The sequence below is a fragment of the Stenotrophomonas sp. PAMC25021 genome (assembly GCF_004795795.1).
GTDB classification, from domain to species: Bacteria; Pseudomonadota; Gammaproteobacteria; order Xanthomonadales; family Xanthomonadaceae; genus Stenotrophomonas; species Stenotrophomonas muris.
Genome location: NZ_CP039255.1, coordinates 4,071,742 through 4,087,753 on the forward strand (window position 1 = coordinate 4,071,742; position 16,012 = coordinate 4,087,753).

The window sequence follows — 16,012 nt, forward strand, 5'->3', positions numbered from 1 at the left end:
AATATTGCGATGGCGGCGATCGGTATTGGCCCTCTTAAGCTCCTGAAACTGCCAGTCAAAGCTGGCCGGATACTGCTCACATTTGGCCGAGTGGACAATCAGGTTTATCACGCCTTCCGGCACGTCGAAAAGGCTGGGATGGATAGCGTTAGTGTGAAGGCGGCGATTGCCGCCGATATTGAGCGAATCGGGGCGAATCACCCCTCTGGAACATATTCTGGCTCTGTGACGGTCGACGGTGTTAAAATTGAATACAGCTCCCATAAGTTTCCTGATGGAAGCATTAATGTAAGTAGAATTACTCCGCCCAGGAATTGATGCATGTACAGGCATTTATCGGAATCTGAAAAATCATTAGTGAAATTGATGCTTCAAGGTGTGGATTTTCCGGGCATCACTGCTGATTCACTTGCGGCGATTGAAGTTGAGGAGATGGATGATGGCGGGATGGGGAGCCTGCTGTTCAAATCAAGCAAGCTCGACCGTTTGCTTGGAAAGGAGCTGGCCAGCAAAACCTTTGTCGACACGGATGGGGTTGAAGTTATAGTGACACTTTCACTGGACAATTATGGAGATCTTTTTGAGTTGGATGTATGGAAAGTCGACTTCTCGCCAGTTATTAGCCTTCGTCCCAGGAGGGCGTCCGCTGCGGGCTAGTAAGAGCCTAAACGTTTCCGCCCTCGCTCCTTAGCTATCCAAGGAGGCGCCCGGACTGAGGATGTTCCGAGCAATAGGTGATCGGTTGGACCTACGGCAACGGCCGCCAGCTGTAGCGTCCGTTGGATCTGGATTGCCGCCCGCAGGCGGTGCATGACCCGGCCGCCGGTGGCCTGTCGCTGGGCTACGGCTATGATCCGGTCGGTTCGATCACCGAGCTGAAGAACGGCACAGGCTCGACGGTGCTGGCCAAGTACGCCTACGACGCGCTGGGTCGCCTGACCCAGACCCAGGACGGCGCGACCGGCACGCCGATTGAAACCTATGCGTATGACGCCACCGGCAATCGCACCGCGCTGACCACTTCGGCGGGCACTGCCAGCTACACCTATCCCGCAACCAGCCATCGCCTGACTGCTGTGGATGGCGAGTCGCGTACCCATGACGCAGCGGGCAATACCACCAGCATCGGCATCAAGACGTTCACCTACAGCGATGCCAATCGCATGAACACGGTGAAGCAGGGCAACGCCACACTGGAGAGCTACGGTTACAACCACCGCGGCGAGCGCGTGCTGCGCACCCCGGCTGGTGGCGCTGCTCAGATCACCCTGTATGACGAAGCAGGGCAGTGGCTGGGCAACTACTCGGCCACGGGCCAGGCGCAGCAGCAGGCCATCTGGTTGGACAACTATCCGGTGGCGCTGCTCACTGTGCCGGTTACCGGCGTGCCGGCACTGGCCTACGTGCAGCCGGATCATCTGGGTACGCCGCGCGTGGTGATCGATCCGGTACGGAATGTGTCGATCTGGGAGTGGAACAACAAGAGCGAAGTGTTCGGCAACCAGATCCCAAGTGCCGATCCGGACGGCGATGGTGTGGCCTTCGAACTGGCGCTGCGCTTCCCGGGCCAGCAGGCCACGGATGCGAGCGGGTTGTTTTACAACTATAGTGGTTCGATCAAAACATCAAGGGCGACTCCGCCGCTGACTTCGCTGCGGATCAGCTGGCAAACCGCCTCGGACGATCATCTGGACAAATGAGCCGTACGCGGAGTTGCTCGCAGATGTGCGGGAGCTGTCGACCCGGTGGAAACTTCCCTTGCTGATGACTCGGATGCCTCAGATGTACGCTTCCAAGCTGCTCCAAATCGTGACGCTGTCAATCGCACTTTCTGGTTGCATGGAAGTTGCCAGCACCGAGTATGCAGACCGCAATCAAGCCGTCTCAAGACAAGCAATCGGTGAATCGAAATGGTTGCCTTCATGGTTGCCTGAGGACGCAGTCAACATACGCGAGTCGCACGACATGGACACAAATGAATCGTGGCTGGTTTTCCGCCTGACCAGCGGGGTTCTTGCTTTGCCCGAAGAATGTAGGCTGGTGAGCAGGCTGGAGATGTCCGACGCGCGAGTCATGCGGAGATTTCCTCCGTTTGCCCGCAACGCGTGGTCGCGAGCGTCAAGCTATGGCGGCAAGTTCTATCTGTGTCCGGAGGGAAATGCTGGCCGCTGGGTCATGCGCGATGAAGAGCTGGGCCTTGTTTACAGCGGAATAAAGTTATAGGTGGCTGGGCGGTCTCACCTAGTAAGCGAAATGCGTGAGTGGCACGTGGCGATCTCCTTTCCCGGTGCCTGATTCGGCACTTTCCGGCCGAGCGTCGTGTGGGTTCGGGTATGTGTCAAATCGACCTTGCCACTTGTCCGTGTTCACGAATGGGAGGGCCGTGTAAGAAGATCGGATGGTCCGGCAAGCTTCAAGCACCCAGGCGTTCGGCAGGAAGATTGCTGGGCCGCGGTGACGACTGTGCGGGAGGACCTATGGGATATCGGCTCCATGGTCTATTGTGGCTGCAGCGCAGGTGGTGGATGGAGGCGAATGGACATGAAAGAATGCCTGAGAGAAAGAGGCGTGCTGTCGCCAACTGGCTTCTATGACCAATACTATGCGGAGAGTGGTCTGGATCAGGAAACCGTAGTGGAGCTGCTGGAGCATGTTGCAGACGAGCTTCGTTTGCCCTCCGGGAGGCTCCGTCCTGGAGATCGATTTTCGAAGGAACTGTCGCCTGGTGAAGCTCATGGCTGGGACTCGGGGTATGGGGTGTTGATATTCGAGCTTCAATCGCTCGCAAAAAAGCGTGGTATTGCAGTCGATCGGCGGGTGGATTCGCTCGACGACTACATTCGTATCATGGCGGGTATCTATTGATGAGATTGATGCATCCCTGAATGGCTATCGGCGTAGACGTCGCAGTGCGTACTGAGAATTCGGGGATGCCGAAGGTGAGGTATGCCGCCGCTGTCGTTGCCGGTCTGGTTCTGGCCGGCTGTGCGATATGATCGTGCGCGTCTCGGGAAGCGTGCCGCCAGGTCAGGGTGACGTTCGCGCTCTAGATTGTGAGCTGAGTATGCTCGGGGAGGACGAAGGTGTAGTTTCGTCGAAACCGGTTGGAAGCACATTCTCGGTCCCCATGATGGTCGTTGCAGGGCCGGAACCCAGAAGCTACCAATTCGCCGTCGAATGCAGGGATGGCCGGAGGTTCGCATCCAAAGAAGTACAGATCAGTAGTCGGCGGTCATATGCCCGGGATCTCAATCTTGGGGAGCTTCAGGAGCGGTGACCGGCGATCGTCCTCGCGCATCCCAGAGCTCTGATCGGGAATCTAGTCCATGAGATTCATTTACGTGTTGCTCTTCATCCTTCTCACAGGTGCGGCGCTGTTTTCATTTCGCAAACTCCAACGAGGTGAGCTGGGCGAGAAGCCGGTTTATGCCGCTTTGCAAAGCGCCGAGCTGGAGTACAGACGCCAGCCGGTTGGCGACCTGATCTATGAAGAAGGGGGCGGGCATCTGCTCGCCGGGTTCTCTGTAGACGCGCAAGCGAGGGTTTGGGTTGCGTTGGACACAACGAGGGACAATGGGGATCTGTTTGTCGTCCCTATGCACGGGGAACAGAGAATCTCTTGTCAACTCGTCGATCAACTGGTGTCGGCCAATGTTGGATCAGCACAGGCTAGGCACGCGTTGAAGTCGTCTTGCGTGAAGTAGGGCGTTGCGAGGCTGAAGAAATTCCCCGTACACGCCGCAGCAATGATGGCGGCGGTGATTCGGTCGTTCTGTTGTATGGGTTTGGGGAATTCCAGTAGATGAAAGATTTCAACGCGCTCGAATGGTGTGACGCCACGTTGCTGGCCATCAACATTGATAGGAGCAAACCTGGCGTATGCGACGAGGTAAAGGTCCACGTGCGCTGGCCGGACGGCCGGCAGGCAACCGTCTGCTTCTCGGAAGCCTACGGGTGCTCGGCGCTCATGAACTTCGGCGTACTGGGGGAGGAGGGAATAGAGTTCGCCAGGGTCGAGGACGACGAGCCGGGGCTTGCTCATCTTCTTGATCGTTGGAAGGCGGTCGGCTATCCGTTGTCCGGCCTGAAGTGTTTCCGTATCGAGACCACCTCGACCGGAAGCGTAATTCTTATCTACGCCAGGACATGGCGGATCGAGCATCTGCCGATGGCGGGTGCAGTGCCCTGAAGGACATTCCGTGCCCAGATTCCTCACGCCCGACAAGGTCTCCCTCATTCAGGGGAAGCGGCCTGAGAAGACCGAGCGGAGATGTGCTTGGGGTCATGATTTTTGACTCTGCGGCGGCGTTGGCCGCCACACCTTGCATATTGGGGCCTTGATGATGGTGAGGATCCTGACAGCACTACTTCTGATTGGAGTCGGACTTGGATTCTCTGGCGGCGCATGGGCTCTAGGAAAGCGGCCCTTCAAGATGCTCCAGTTCTGCGTGCATGACCAAGACGGCTTGAAGCGGTTCAAGCAGACCCTCAGCTCTATTGCCAAGGACGAAGGAATGCAGTTCTTTGATGGCAGCGCTGAATTGGATCGCCAGCTTGCCAGGGCAAAGGTGGACGTGAAGCGCCCCGTCGTCTACGTCGGAGTGAAGCGGGAAGATGGCTCTGGACTGGAGGCGGGGAATCTCGGATTGGATCGCTTCGAGATAGCTATCGGCTTTTCTGAAGGGAAGATGCCCGCCGAGGCACGGTCATTTTCTGTCCGCGTCGAACGCGCTTTGGCAGATCGCTGGAATGTACACGCAGTTCCCCCGGACAAGGGCGCTGCGCCGACGGCGTGTCGGTCGGGAGGCGATTCTCGCTGAAGGGCGTTGCGCATGGCATTCACCCTTCGGGCTGCAACCGCCCCACCGCCTGCGCGCACAACGACTGGCAGGCCATGACCAATCCTTCCATCACCCGGTCGCCCACGTACTGCCCGGGTTCGCCGTTCTGCCGGGTGCGTTCGGCTGCCAGCAGCATTTCCAGCACCACCCGCAACCCGTTCAGAGCGCAATCGGCATCGGCGAGGGCGAGGCAGCGGCCGGGCAGCTGGTGACGCTCCGGCCAGGGTTGTCCGTCGGCCGCCGCACCGGAGCCGATGCGGTGGAGATTGGCAATGAAGGTGTTCCTGTCCACTGTTGGCGCAGCCGGAGGCGAACCGTCGTCGCCGGCGGTGCTGCGGTAGGCGTGCAGATGCGGGAGGTCCGATTCGTTCATGGCAAGGCTCCGTGCAGGGCAATCGGTAGCCGCCACCCGAAAGGTGGCGGGCGGTACGTGGTTCGAATCCGGGTTGGCCTCAAGCCGGCGGGCGCGAACGCCCCCAACGCACCGCCCGCCATAGCCGGCAGACGGATTGCCAGCCGGCGCCACGCATGGTGACGCCGGCTGGCAAGCGCACTTACTCAAGGCCAACACGGGATTCGAAGCCCGGCCACCCTTTTCCGGTGGCACGCCATCTGAGCCCCTGGCGCTGTGCAATGCCAATCAGAAGAGTTGCAAACATCACTCGATTGGAGACGCTTTTGACATTGTCCTACGCTGTTAAGCCCCGCCGGTGCTGGCTGGCGTAGTGATCCGCCCGCAACGTGCAATCTGCGACAGGTGTCGAGGTTGTCACGGCGAACGGGCCGGGCGGGGAGGGCCTATCGCGACAGGCGGTACCAATTCAGGCTGCGTGCCTCCCGGGTTGACGCTTTCAACGCCCCAGCGCACTCTGCGGGCTGGGGTCGACAACCCGTTCAGGGGCAGGGCTGCAGGGTGGTACCAGGAGGCGGAACAGCCATGAGCCAACTCACCGACAGCTTCGGACGCAGCTTTCCGTACCTGCGCTTGTCGCTCACCGAAGCCTGCAACTTCCGGTGCAGCTACTGCCTGCCCGACGGGTACCAGGCCGATGGCCACCCGCGTTTCCTGCAGGTGGAGGAGATCGGCCGCTTGGTGCGGGCCTTTGCGGCGCTGGGGATGAGCAAGATCCGCCTGACCGGTGGCGAGCCCAGCCTGCGCAAGGATCTGGACGAGATCATCGCCACCGTGGCGGCGGTGCCGGGCATCCGCAAGGTGGCCATCACCACCAATGGCACGCTGCTGCCGCGGCGCCTGCCGGGCTGGCACCGGGCCGGCCTGACCGCGCTGAACGTGAGCATGGACAGCCTGCAACGCGAGCGTTTCCACACCATCACCGGGCACGACCGCCTGCCGGAGATCCAGCAGGGCCTGGCCCTGGCGCAGGCGTTGGGCCTGCCGGCGATCAAGCTCAACGCGGTACTGCTGCGGGGCCTGAACGACGACGAGCTGCCGCAGTGGATGGACTACCTGCGTGACCGCCCCTTCAGCGTGCGCTTCATCGAGCTGATGCGCACCGGCGACAACGAAGCCTATTTCCAGCGCTACCACCTGCGCGCCGACGTGGTGGTCGAGCAGCTGCTGGCCGCGGGCTGGCACGAGCGTCCGCGCGCGGCCGATGCTGGCCCGGCGCGCGAGTTCGGCCACCCCGACCATCGCGGCAGCATCGGCATCATCGCCCCATATTCGCGTGACTTCTGCAAGGGCTGCAACCGCCTGCGGGTGACCGCCAAGGGCGACTTGCGGCTGTGCCTGTTTGGCGAGTTCGGCGTGCCGCTGCGTCCGCTGCTGCAGCGCGATGAGGACCACGACGCGCTGCTGGCACGCATCACCACCCAGCTTGGCCTGAAAGCGGCCGGGCATGGACTGCACCAGGGCCAGACCGGGCTGACCCCGCACCTGGCCTCCATCGGAGGATGAGCAACACGATGAGTGGGGAATTGAACGCGGCCTTCCACATGGCCGATGTCCGCAACAAGCGCATCAGCCGCCGCCGTGCGGTGGCGGTGGGCGAGCTGCATGCCGGTCCAGTGGCCTATCCGCTGATTGTCGAGCGCCGCCTGCCCAAGGGCGATGCGCTGGTGATGGCCGAGATTGCCGGCCTGCAGGGCGCCAAGATGGCCTCGATGCTGATGCCGCTGTGCCACCCGCTGCCGCTGGAACTGGTGCAGGTGTTCTGCGCGCCGGTACCGGAACGGCAGGCGATCCGCGTGTGGTGCGAGTGCGCCAGCGAGGCGCGCACCGGCGTGGAGATGGAGGCACTGGCCGGCGTCAACGCGGCGCTGCTGACCCTGTACGACCTGAGCAAGCCGGTGGAGCCGGCGTTGCGCATCGAAGGCATCCGCCTGCTGTTCAAGGAGGGCGGCAAGCGCGGTGTCTGGCTGCACCCGGACGGCATGGACGAGGCCGAGCGTGAGCGGTTCAAGCCGCGTGCGCCGAAGGGCCTGGAAGGCGCGGCCTGCGCGGTGATCACGCTGAGCGATCGCGCCAGCGAAGGCACCTATGAGGATGCCTCTGGCCCGACCCTGGTGATCGGGCTGAAGAAGCTGGGGGGCGAGGTGGTGGCCGCCGAAGTGCTGCCCGATGGCATCGAGCCGTTGGCGGGCCGCCTGCAGGCGTTGGCTGCCGAGGGCGTGCGCCTGTGCCTGTGTACCGGGGGTACCGGGCTGGGCCCGCGTGACCTGACCCCGGAGGCGCTGCGTTCCTTGAATGCGCGGCCGGTGCATGGCCTGGCGCAGATGGTGCGGGCCCTGAGTGCGCAGCACACGCCGATGGCCTGGCTGAGCCGCGCCGAGGTGGTGCAGCTGGGCAACATGCTGGTGTTTGCATTGCCGGGCAGCCCCAAGGCGGCGGCACAGTGCCTGGACATCCTGGCGCCGGTGCTGGGCCACGCCCTGGCGATGGTCGAGGGTGGTGGCCACTGATGATTGCCTACAGCGAGGCCTTGCAGCACCTGCTGGACGCGGCCACGCCGCTGCCGGCCGAGCGCCTGCCGCTGCATGAGGCCGGCGGCCGTACCCTGGCCCGTGACATCCACAGCGCGCAGTCGCTGCCGCCGTTCGACAATTCGGCGATGGACGGCTTCGCGCTGCGCGCCAACGGTACGGCGTTCGAGGCCGGTACCGAATTCGCGGTGCAGGGCTGGCAGGCGGCCGGCGATGCCGGTGCCGACGGCGGCGAGGGCGCCTGGGAGATCATGACCGGCGCGCGCATGCCGGTCGGGCTGGATACGGTGGTGCCGGTCGAGAACGTCGAGATCCTCACCAGCGAAGATGGACGCCCGACCCGCATCGCCCTGAAGGCATCGGTGAAGCCGGGCCAGAACGTGCGCCTGCGTGGCGAGGATGTGAGCGACGGCGAGCGCGTGCTGCAGTCCGGGCAGGTGCTGGACATCAACGCGCGCACCTTGCTGCATGCCATCGGCGTGGCTCAGGTGGCGGTGGTGGCACGGCCGAAGGCGGCGGTGATTGCCACCGGCAAGGAGCTGGTGACCGAGGCGGCGCAGACGCTGGAATCCGGGCAGATCCGTGACAGCAACCGGCCGTACCTGGTCGGCCGCCTGCAGGCCGCCGGTGCCGAGGTGGTCTGGCAGGGCACGGTGGGCGATGAGGTGGCCGCCTTCAATGCCGTACTGGATCAAGCACTGGACGCGGGTGCGCAGCTGTTGATCAGCACCGGCGCGGTGTCGGCCGGCCGCTACGATTTCATTCCCGACGCGCTGCGCGGCCGGGGTGCGCGCATCGTGTTCCACAAGGTGGCGATCCGCCCCGGCAAGCCGTTGCTGTTCGCGGTGCTGCCCAATGGCGCGCTGTATTTCGGCCTGCCGGGCAACCCGGTCTCCGCTGCGGTGGGCCAGCGCTTCTTTGTCGAGCCGGTGCTGCGCCGCCTGCTGGGGCTGGCACCGGAGCAGGTGCTGATGTTGCCGCTGCAGGCCGACGTGCGCACGCCGCCGGGCCTGCGCTTCCATGCGCGGGCCCGGGTGGAAGTGGACGCGCAGGGCCGCCTGAGTGCGCGCGTGCTGGCAGGGCAGGAGTCGTTCCGTTTGATGTCCATGCTGCAGGCCAACGCCTGGGTGGTGCTGGACGGCGAGGGCGGTCTCGCCCCTGCCGGCACGCCAGTGCGCGTGCAGGGCTGGGGTCATCAGGACCCTGTGCAGCTGGCAAGCCAGGAGCCGTGATGAGACAGGTGAATCTGCAATTGTTCGGTGCGTTTTCCGATCTGGATGCCAGCCGCGAGATCGCCGTGGATGTAGCCGGTGGCACCGTGGCCGATCTGCGCCAGGCGCTGCGCGAGCTGCTGCCGCTGCGTTGGCCGGGTTTCCGTGCCGGCTTGCTGGATTACTCGGCATTCGCCGACCAGCAACGCGTGCTGCGCGACCACGAGGCGCTGCCCGACGATGGCCGGGTGGCGATCCTGCCGCCGGTGAGCGGGGGCTGAGCGATGAGCGAGACGATCATCGCCAAGGTCGTGGACCGCGCGCAGGCGGCAATCGATCCGGCCGAGGGCATCGCGGCGGTTTCCGATACGGGCTTCGGCGGCATCGATGTGTTCATCGGCAAGGTGCGCGACGTCAACGTGGGCCGGCGGGTGACCGGGATCACCTACGATCTGTTCGAACCGCTGGTGCTGAACGAATTCAAGCGCCTGGCCGCCGAGGTCGAAGCCACGTTCGGTCCGAAGCTGAAACTGTATGTAGCGCATGCCAAGGGCCGGCTTGGCATCGGCGATGTGGCGGTGGTGGTGGCCGCCGGCAGCCCGCACCGTGACGAGGCGTTCCGCGCCTGCCGGCAGTTGATTGAAGTGGTCAAGCACCAGTGCCCGATCTGGAAGCAGGAGCATTACGAGGACGGCGACAGCGCGTGGAGCGAGGGTTGCAGCCTGTGCCATGCGGACGGCGAACCCGGCCATGACCATGCGCACGATCACGAACATCCCCATTGATGGCATCGTGCTGGCCGGCGGCCTGTCCAGTCGGATGGGCCGCGACAAGGCGCTGCTGCCCTGGCACGGCCGCACGCTGCTGGAACACATGCGCGGCCTGCTGCTGCAGGCCGGCGCCGGGAGGGTATGGGTGAGCGGCGACTACCCAGCTTTTGGTGGCATCCCGGACCGGGTCGCACGCTGCGGCCCGCTGGGCGGCCTCTACAGTGTGGCGATGCAGATGCCAGACGGCCCCGCCTGGGTGGTGCCGGTCGATACGCCGCGGGTGACACCCGCGCTGTTGCAGCGGCTGCAGGCCGATCAAGGGCGTGCCTGCACGGTATTCGACGATGAACCGTTGCCGATGCGGTTGCAGATCGATGATCATTGCCGCCGCGTGCTGCAGGCCTTGATCGATGATCCGACGGCGCGCCGTTCACTGCGCGCCCTGCAGGAACGCCTGGGCGTGACACGGATGCCACTGGCGCCGGAGGATCAGGCGTTGCTGCTCAACTGCAACACCCCGTCGGAATGGGAGTCCATCACAGCATGAAGGTCCAGCTGCAACAGCAATCGATGCGCCTGCGCGTGGATGAAGAAGAACTGGCAGGATTGCTGGCGGGCGAATCAGTGGAGAACCTGACGCGCTTTGGTGGCAGCGGTGGCTGGGGCGTGGCGCTGTCGCTGCATGCCGGCGATCAGGCGGTGCTGCTCGATGGCGGGACATTCTGCCGGTTGGTACTGCCTCGCCAGGCCGTTGAGTCGCTGGCGGGCAGGCTGCCCTGCCGGGATGGGCTGGGCTTCGGTATCGCGTTGGATGACGACAGCATGCTGCAGCTGCAGTTCGACGTGGACGTGCGCGACAGCATGCGGCAGCGTGGCCCCCAGCGGCGTTCCGAACCCGCGCCAGAGTAGGCGCACGTTGCGCAGGGCCGGGCGGTGCGCTGTCGTATGATGAGGGCCTTCGTTCCTGCCTCGCTGCAATGCCTCTGAACCCCTCCGCTCCCTCTGCGTCCCGGCCGGCCACGCCCAATCCGGCAGCAGCCGATGACGGAGACGCGCTGCACTTCTGCAGCACCTGTGCGTTCTCCGACGCCTGCATGTCGCAGGGCTACGACAAGACCGCGCTGGGCGAACTGCATGTGCTGGTCGACCACGTCGGCCCGTTCCAGGCCGGCGACTACCTGTTCCGTGCCGGCGATCCATTCGACTCGATCGCCGCGGTGCGTGCCGGCATGGTCAAGACGTTCGTCGATGACAGCCAGGGCAACGAGCAGGTGCTGGGTTTCAGCCTGCCGGGCGAGGTGATCGGGCTCAATGCCATCCACGGCGCGCGCTTCCCTTGCAACGCCGTGGCCCTGGACACCGTCTACCTGTGCCGGATCTCGTTTCCGCGATTGAGCCTGCTGGCCACGCGCATGCCGGGGTTGCAGGCGCGGCTGTTCAGCCTGCTCAGCGCCGAGATCGGCAAGGTCGCCACGCTGGCCGCCAACCATCGCACCGAGGAGCGCATGGCGGCGTTCCTGCTGGATCTTTCCGAGCGCTATGCCCGGCGCGGATTCTCCGCCACCCGTTTCAACCTGAGCATGGCCCGCACCGAGATCGCCAACTACCTGCGGATGGCGCCGGAGACGGTGAGCCGGGTACTGCGCCGCTTGAGCGACGACGGTGTGATTGCGGTGAACCAACGTGAGATGCTGTTGCTGGACCCGGACCGGCTGGCGGAACTGGCCGTAGCCCGGGACGCCGGACTGGACTGATCAGGCAGGGGGCTGGGCATGAAGCGAGCGGCATTGTTGTGGCTGGGCCTGCTGGCCACGGTACCGGCCTGGGCGGCCGACCTGACGGTGTCGGCGGCGTCGAGCCTGACCGAGAGCTTCCGCGAACTGGGTGCGGCCTATGAGAAGACGCACCCGGGAACCAAGGTCGATTTCAACTTCGCCGCCTCTGGCGTACTGCTGCAGCAGATCAGCCGCGGCGCGCCGGTGGATGTGTTCGCGTCGGCCGATGAAGCCACCATGGACCAGGCCCAGCAGCAGGACCTGCTGGCGGCCGGCAGCCGCGCGGTGTTCGCGGTGAACGCGCTGTGGGTGGTGGCGCCGCCGCAGGCCAGGGCCGCGCCGCGCAGCTTGAAGGACCTGGCCGGTGCCGGCGTGCAACGCATCGCACTGGGCAACCCGGACAGCGTGCCGGTCGGCCGCTATGCCAAGGGCGCGCTGGAAGCGGCCGGCCTGTGGCCGTCGGTGCAGGGCCGGATCATCACCACGCAGAACGTGCGCCAGTCGCTGGATTACGTGGCGCGCGGTGAAGTGGATGCCGGCTTCGTCTATGCCACCGACGCGCAGGCGATGCCGGACCGGGTACGCCGTGCCTTCGCGGTACCGGTGTCCGGGCGCATCGCCTATCCGCTGGCGGTGACCAGGGCAAGCGCGCAGCCGGCAGAGGCCAAGCGGTTTGTCGCCTTTGTGCGTTCGGCGCAGGGCCAGGCGATCCTGGCCCGGCACGGATTCGGCAAGCCCTGACGCATGGATCTGGACTGGAGTGCATTGGGGTTGTCGCTGAAGGTGGCCGGCTGGGCCACCGCGGCCAACCTGGTGCTGGGCGTGGCGCTGGGCGCGCTGCTGGCGCGTCGGCGCTTTCCCGGCCGTGAGCTGCTGGATTCGCTGTTGACCCTGCCGATGGTGCTGCCACCAACGGTGCTGGGGTATTACCTGCTGGTGCTGATCGGTCGCAACGGCCCGATCGGCGCGTGGCTGCAGTCGTGGTTCGGCATCAACCTGGTGTTCACCTGGCAGGCTGCGGTGATTGCGGCGGCGGTGGCTTCGCTGCCGCTGGTGTTCAAGCCGGCACGCGCGGCGTTCGAGGAAGTGGACGGACAGCTGGAGCAGGCCGCGCGGACGCTGGGTGTGTCCGAAGCGGCGGTGTTCTTCCGCGTCACGCTGCCGCTGGCCTGGCGCGGCATTCTTGCCGGCCTGTTGCTGGCGTTTGCACGCGCGATGGGCGAATTCGGCGCGACGTTGATGGTGGCCGGCAGCATTCCGGGCCGGACGCAGACGTTGTCGATCGCCATCTACGAGGCGGTGCAGGCCGGTCAGGACGGCAAGGCCAATGCGCTGGTGATCCTGACCTCGGTGGTGTGCATCGTGATCCTGTTGCTGGCTGCGCGGTTGGTGGGCGGACGTCGCCGGGAGCTGCGTGATGTGGCTTGACCTGCAGGTGCAGCGTCGCCTGCAGGCGGCCGGCCAGGATTTCGTGTTGGACGTATCGCTGCAGTGCACGCAGCGGCAGGTGGTGCTGTTCGGACCCTCCGGCGCCGGCAAGAGCTTGACCCTGAAGGCGGTGGCCGGACTGCTGCGGCCAGGCCAGGGCCATGTGCGCCTGCAGGGGCAGACCCTGTTCGATACGGCCACCGGCGTGGACCTGCCACCCCAGCGCCGTCGGCTGGGCTACGTGTTCCAGGATTACGCGTTGTTCCCGCACCTGAGCGTGCGCCAGAACGTGGCGTTCGGGCTGCAGAAGGGATGGCTGAATCCGCGGATCGGCCAGCGCTTCGACGCGGTGGAACAGTGGTTGCACGCCTTCCGCATCGACGCGGTGGGCGATCTGCTGCCATCACAGATTTCCGGCGGACAGCGCCAGCGTACCGCGCTGGCGCGCGCGCTGGTGACACAGCCGCAGGCGCTGCTGCTGGATGAACCGTTTTCCGCGCTGGACCATGATCTTCGCCATCATCTGCGCCAGGAGCTGGAGACCGTGCTGGACAGGACCGGCATTCCGCTGCTGTTGATCAGCCATGACCCGCAGGATGTGGCCATGTTCGGCCAGCAGGTGGCGCGCGTGGTGGATGGCCGCATGGTCGACGGTTGACCTGCACCTGTAGAGCCGAGCCCATGCTCGGCTGCTCTGCGCGACAACGCCAACAGCAGCCGAGCGTGGGCTCGGCTCTACAGGATCAACGGATCAGTACAATTCACAGTGCGTGCGGCCCTCATTGCGCAGCGTGTCCCAGTGGCCTTCGCCGCCGATGGCATCGATGGCCTCGCGCACCGCGCTTTCCAGGTGGCGCTTGTTGCCGCACAGGTACAGATGCCCACCGCGGGCCAGCACATCGCGCACTTCATCGCCGCGCTGCTGCAGCACATGCTGCACATAGATCTTTTCGGCGCCATCGCGCGAGAACGCGGTATGCAGGCCGGCCAGCACGCCACGCGTACGCCAGTCCAGCAGCTGGTCACGGTACAGGTAGTCGTGCTGGCGGTGCTTCTCGCCAAACACCAGGTGCACTTCGCGTTCGCAGGCCTTGGCCTGCAGTTCCTGCAGCAGGCCCATCAAGGGTGCGATGCCAGTACCGGTACCGACCAGCAGCAGCGGTGCCTCGCCGGTATCGGGCAGGTGGAAGCCGGGGTTGGAGCGGCAGTACACACGGGCATGGTCGCCTCCATGCAGGAGGCTGCCGGTGGCAGTGCCGAAGCGTTCGCGGCCGCGCAGGGTGTAGCGCACTTCGCGCAGGCACAGGCTCAGCTGGTCGTCGCACGGGTGCGAGGCGATCGAATAGGCGCGCGGCAGCCGCGGTGACAGCAGTTCGCGTAGCCGGGCAAGCGGCACGCTGTCCGGCGTGGCGTGGTCCTGCAGCACGTCCAGCAGGTCCAGGCCGTGCAGGTAGGCGTCCAGCTCGCGCTTCTGGCTGACCTTCAGCAGGCCCTTCAGTGCCTCACTACCGCCCAGCCGGGCCAGTTCGCGCAGCACGCCCTTGCTCAGCAGGCGCAGCTCGCGGTCGTGCAGGGCGGCCACGGCGGCGGTGTCGCCGTACCAGGTGGCCAACGCCTGCAGCAGGGCAGGATCGTTCTCGGGTACTACGTGCAGGGTGTCGCCCGCGCGATAGGCCATGCCACTGCCGGCAATGTCCAGTTGCAGGTGCCACGCGGCCGGGTCGCTGCTGTTCAAGCGGCGGCGTTCGAGGATGCGCGCGGCAAAGGCATTGTCTTCGCCATAGGCGGTGACCTGCAGGTGCAGGTGCTGGCCAGCGCTGAGGTCACCCTCCAGCACCTGGCCCAGCACCGGCTGCCATTGCTGGAAGAACTGCTCGTAGCCCAGATCGGCGTCCACCCGCTGCAGCAGCGGCTGGGCCTGGCGCTCGCTCAATGCAGCATCCAGCGCCTTGGTGAAGCCGCAGAAGCTCGGGTAGCCGGTGTCACCAAGGCCGAACACCGCATAGCGCAGGCCGCGCAGCGTCGGGGTCTGGCGCAGTGTTTCGAAGAACTGCTCGCCATTGGCCGGCGGTTCGCCATCGCCGAACGAGCTGGAGATTGCCAGCAGCACATCGCCTTGGCCGAGACTGGCCACGTCGATGTCGTTGAACGGGAGTACCTGCGGCCCGTGCAGCTGCAGGCCCGCGCCCAGGCGCTGGGCCAGGGCGCGGGCGTTGCCCGACTCGGACGCAAAACCCACCAGCAGGCGGCTGAAGGGCGTACTGGTCGGGAGAGCGTTCACGCGGCCTCGTAGAAGTCGTCGAACTTTTCCTTGCTGAACTCGACCAGGTCGTAGTTCTGCATCAGGTCGTTCACCACGCGGCGGATGCTGATGTACGAGGTGATGTTGCCGTCGGCGTCGAACAGCGGCTGCACGGTGGTGTCGACCACGTAGAGCACGCCGCCTTTGCCAAGGTTGGGCACGATGCCGGTCCAGGTCTTGCCGGCCTTGATGGTGTCCCACATGTCCTTGTAGACGGCCTTGGGCACGTCCGGGTGGCGCACGATGCTGTGCGGCTGGCCGATCAGTTCCTCGCGGGCGAAGCCGGTGAGCGTGCAGAACAGGTCATTGGCGTAGGTGATGTTGCCCTGCAGGTCGGTGGTGGAGATCACCATGACGTTCTGCATGGCGTTCAGCAGCTGGGCGTTGTCGGGGGTGTAGCTCATCGCAGGGTCCTTGTGGATGCCGGCAGTGCCGGCGTGTTCGGGTCCTGCATAGAAATACGCCCGCGCGGCGGCGGGCGGTTTGACATTGGTCAAGCGCGTCGCTCGATGGCCTGCGACCGGGTGTCGCAGGAAGAATCCCTGTAGAGCCGAGCCCATGCTCGGCTCACGGGGCAAACGGGATTGCCGGCAGCCGGGCGCGGGCTCGGCTCTACATGAGAGACACGGGCAGGAGGCGGGCGCCTGTCATGTGTACTGAGCTCATGACGCCTTGTCACAAAGAAATCGCCATGGCTTCACGGTTGATTGATCGCATGGAGGGCTATTGTCGTCCTGAGCCT

Annotated in this window: 20 protein-coding genes and 1 pseudogene; 18 read left to right on the forward strand and 3 right to left on the reverse strand. The window is 64.9% G+C overall.

The features are described 5' to 3' along the window. The first annotated feature begins 321 nt into the window (after window positions 1-321). The 7 genes and pseudogenes from E5790_RS18855 to E5790_RS18885 all read left to right on the forward strand — a co-directional run bounded on the left by E5790_RS18855 (window position 322) and on the right by E5790_RS18885 (window position 4,820). Window positions 322-657: a hypothetical protein gene (locus tag E5790_RS18855; RefSeq protein WP_049439430.1), complete on the forward strand. Its 336-nt coding sequence runs from the start codon at window positions 322-324 to the stop codon at window positions 655-657. Further along, window positions 645-1,607, forward strand: a pseudogene (locus E5790_RS18860) (RHS repeat protein); the annotation flags it as partial. The gene E5790_RS18855 and the pseudogene E5790_RS18860, both read left to right, overlap by 13 nt. Window positions 1,608-1,782: 175 nt before the next feature. Further along, window positions 1,783-2,223 carry a hypothetical protein gene (locus tag E5790_RS18865; RefSeq protein ID WP_136191783.1) on the forward strand — a complete coding sequence of 147 codons (441 nt, stop codon included), beginning with the start codon at window positions 1,783-1,785 and terminating at the stop codon, window positions 2,221-2,223. A 318-nt stretch (window positions 2,224-2,541) separates the two neighbouring features. After that, a complete protein-coding gene (locus tag E5790_RS18870) occupies window positions 2,542-2,865 on the forward strand; it encodes a hypothetical protein (RefSeq protein ID WP_126412432.1) in 324 nt (107 codons plus the stop codon). Between the two features lie 461 nt (window positions 2,866-3,326). Beyond that, window positions 3,327-3,704 carry a hypothetical protein gene (locus tag E5790_RS18875; protein WP_049439435.1) on the forward strand — a complete coding sequence of 126 codons (378 nt, stop codon included), beginning with the start codon at window positions 3,327-3,329 and terminating at the stop codon, window positions 3,702-3,704. 98 nt (window positions 3,705-3,802) lie between these two features. After that, a complete protein-coding gene (locus E5790_RS18880; protein WP_111205423.1) occupies window positions 3,803-4,189 on the forward strand; it encodes a hypothetical protein in 387 nt (128 codons plus the stop codon). Window positions 4,190-4,466: 277 nt separating this feature from the next. Next, a complete protein-coding gene (locus E5790_RS18885) occupies window positions 4,467-4,820 on the forward strand; it encodes a hypothetical protein (RefSeq protein WP_229653705.1) in 354 nt (117 codons plus the stop codon). A gap of 19 nt (window positions 4,821-4,839) precedes the next feature. On the opposite strand, the gene E5790_RS18890 is transcribed toward E5790_RS18885, so the two are convergent. Then, window positions 4,840-5,214, reverse strand: a complete 375-nt coding sequence (locus E5790_RS18890) for a hypothetical protein (RefSeq protein WP_069116526.1) — start codon at window positions 5,212-5,214, stop codon at window positions 4,840-4,842. 564 nt (window positions 5,215-5,778) lie between these two features. On the opposite strand from E5790_RS18890, the gene moaA reads away from it, so the two are divergent. From moaA to E5790_RS18945, 11 genes are all read left to right on the forward strand, one after another. Next, window positions 5,779-6,759 (forward strand): GTP 3',8-cyclase MoaA, encoded by a 981-nt coding sequence (gene moaA, locus E5790_RS18895; protein WP_111205425.1) that lies wholly within the window; start codon window positions 5,779-5,781, stop codon window positions 6,757-6,759. 8 nt (window positions 6,760-6,767) lie between these two features. Further along, a complete protein-coding gene (gene moaCB, locus E5790_RS18900) occupies window positions 6,768-7,763 on the forward strand; it encodes a bifunctional molybdenum cofactor biosynthesis protein MoaC/MoaB (RefSeq protein ID WP_049439441.1) in 996 nt (331 codons plus the stop codon). Then, window positions 7,763-9,016 carry a gephyrin-like molybdotransferase Glp gene (gene glp / locus E5790_RS18905; RefSeq protein WP_049439443.1) on the forward strand — a complete coding sequence of 418 codons (1,254 nt, stop codon included), beginning with the start codon at window positions 7,763-7,765 and terminating at the stop codon, window positions 9,014-9,016. The genes moaCB and glp overlap by 1 nt, the downstream gene beginning before the upstream one ends. Then, window positions 9,016-9,276 carry a MoaD/ThiS family protein gene (locus E5790_RS18910; RefSeq protein ID WP_005409914.1) on the forward strand — a complete coding sequence of 87 codons (261 nt, stop codon included), beginning with the start codon at window positions 9,016-9,018 and terminating at the stop codon, window positions 9,274-9,276. The genes glp and E5790_RS18910 overlap by 1 nt, the downstream gene beginning before the upstream one ends. Window positions 9,277-9,279: 3 nt before the next feature. Further along, window positions 9,280-9,780 carry a molybdenum cofactor biosynthesis protein MoaE gene (locus tag E5790_RS18915; RefSeq protein ID WP_046431002.1) on the forward strand — a complete coding sequence of 167 codons (501 nt, stop codon included), beginning with the start codon at window positions 9,280-9,282 and terminating at the stop codon, window positions 9,778-9,780. Further along, window positions 9,746-10,312, forward strand: coding sequence for a molybdenum cofactor guanylyltransferase (locus E5790_RS18920; RefSeq protein WP_075075753.1), 567 nt, complete (start codon window positions 9,746-9,748; stop codon window positions 10,310-10,312). The genes E5790_RS18915 and E5790_RS18920 overlap by 35 nt, the downstream gene beginning before the upstream one ends. Beyond that, entirely contained in the window at window positions 10,309-10,674 is a 366-nt protein-coding gene (locus E5790_RS18925; RefSeq protein ID WP_014647390.1) for a hypothetical protein, read from the forward strand. The genes E5790_RS18920 and E5790_RS18925 overlap by 4 nt, the downstream gene beginning before the upstream one ends. A gap of 68 nt (window positions 10,675-10,742) precedes the next feature. Beyond that, window positions 10,743-11,519 carry a helix-turn-helix domain-containing protein gene (locus E5790_RS18930; RefSeq protein WP_046430997.1) on the forward strand — a complete coding sequence of 259 codons (777 nt, stop codon included), beginning with the start codon at window positions 10,743-10,745 and terminating at the stop codon, window positions 11,517-11,519. An 18-nt stretch (window positions 11,520-11,537) separates the two neighbouring features. Next, window positions 11,538-12,281: a molybdate ABC transporter substrate-binding protein gene (gene modA, locus E5790_RS18935; protein WP_049439451.1), complete on the forward strand. Its 744-nt coding sequence runs from the start codon at window positions 11,538-11,540 to the stop codon at window positions 12,279-12,281. Window positions 12,282-12,284: 3 nt separating this feature from the next. After that, complete coding sequence (gene modB, locus E5790_RS18940; RefSeq protein ID WP_049439453.1) at window positions 12,285-12,968, forward strand: molybdate ABC transporter permease subunit; 684 nt, start codon at window positions 12,285-12,287, stop codon at window positions 12,966-12,968. Beyond that, window positions 12,958-13,626 (forward strand): ATP-binding cassette domain-containing protein, encoded by a 669-nt coding sequence (locus E5790_RS18945; RefSeq protein WP_111205426.1) that lies wholly within the window; start codon window positions 12,958-12,960, stop codon window positions 13,624-13,626. Before modB ends, E5790_RS18945 begins: the two co-directional genes overlap by 11 nt. Before the next feature lie 93 nt (window positions 13,627-13,719). On the opposite strand, the gene E5790_RS18950 is transcribed toward E5790_RS18945, so the two are convergent. Further along, window positions 13,720-15,249 (reverse strand): sulfite reductase flavoprotein subunit alpha, encoded by a 1,530-nt coding sequence (locus E5790_RS18950; protein ID WP_049439457.1) that lies wholly within the window; start codon window positions 15,247-15,249, stop codon window positions 13,720-13,722. Continuing rightward, window positions 15,246-15,674: a PAS sensor domain-containing protein gene (locus E5790_RS18955; protein WP_005409905.1), complete on the reverse strand. Its 429-nt coding sequence runs from the start codon at window positions 15,672-15,674 to the stop codon at window positions 15,246-15,248. Before E5790_RS18955 ends, E5790_RS18950 begins: the two co-directional genes overlap by 4 nt. Between the last annotated feature and the right edge of the window lie 338 nt (window positions 15,675-16,012).

Bases quoted from the DNA above. Each gene is read 5' to 3' on its own strand.
- moaA (WP_111205425.1), top strand. From the start codon at position 5,779: ATGAGCCAACTCACCGACAGCTTCGGACGCAGCTTTCCGTACCTGCGC.
- E5790_RS18865 (WP_136191783.1), top strand. From the start codon at position 1,783: ATGTACGCTTCCAAGCTGCTCCAAATCGTGACGCTGTCAATCGCACTT.
- modA (WP_049439451.1), top strand. From the start codon at position 11,538: ATGAAGCGAGCGGCATTGTTGTGGCTGGGCCTGCTGGCCACGGTACCG.
- glp (WP_049439443.1), top strand. From the start codon at position 7,763: ATGATTGCCTACAGCGAGGCCTTGCAGCACCTGCTGGACGCGGCCACG.
- modB (WP_049439453.1), top strand. From the start codon at position 12,285: ATGGATCTGGACTGGAGTGCATTGGGGTTGTCGCTGAAGGTGGCCGGC.
- moaCB (WP_049439441.1), top strand. From the start codon at position 6,768: ATGAGTGGGGAATTGAACGCGGCCTTCCACATGGCCGATGTCCGCAAC.
- E5790_RS18870 (WP_126412432.1), top strand. From the start codon at position 2,542: ATGAAAGAATGCCTGAGAGAAAGAGGCGTGCTGTCGCCAACTGGCTTC.
- E5790_RS18945 (WP_111205426.1), top strand. From the start codon at position 12,958: ATGTGGCTTGACCTGCAGGTGCAGCGTCGCCTGCAGGCGGCCGGCCAG.
- E5790_RS18955 (WP_005409905.1), bottom strand. From the start codon at position 15,674: ATGAGCTACACCCCCGACAACGCCCAGCTGCTGAACGCCATGCAGAAC.
- E5790_RS18915 (WP_046431002.1), top strand. From the start codon at position 9,280: ATGAGCGAGACGATCATCGCCAAGGTCGTGGACCGCGCGCAGGCGGCA.
- E5790_RS18910 (WP_005409914.1), top strand. From the start codon at position 9,016: ATGAGACAGGTGAATCTGCAATTGTTCGGTGCGTTTTCCGATCTGGAT.
- E5790_RS18930 (WP_046430997.1), top strand. From the start codon at position 10,743: ATGCCTCTGAACCCCTCCGCTCCCTCTGCGTCCCGGCCGGCCACGCCC.
- E5790_RS18855 (WP_049439430.1), top strand. From the start codon at position 322: ATGTACAGGCATTTATCGGAATCTGAAAAATCATTAGTGAAATTGATG.
- E5790_RS18890 (WP_069116526.1), bottom strand. From the start codon at position 5,214: ATGAACGAATCGGACCTCCCGCATCTGCACGCCTACCGCAGCACCGCC.
- E5790_RS18920 (WP_075075753.1), top strand. From the start codon at position 9,746: ATGACCATGCGCACGATCACGAACATCCCCATTGATGGCATCGTGCTG.
- E5790_RS18925 (WP_014647390.1), top strand. From the start codon at position 10,309: ATGAAGGTCCAGCTGCAACAGCAATCGATGCGCCTGCGCGTGGATGAA.
- E5790_RS18880 (WP_111205423.1), top strand. From the start codon at position 3,803: ATGAAAGATTTCAACGCGCTCGAATGGTGTGACGCCACGTTGCTGGCC.
- E5790_RS18875 (WP_049439435.1), top strand. From the start codon at position 3,327: ATGAGATTCATTTACGTGTTGCTCTTCATCCTTCTCACAGGTGCGGCG.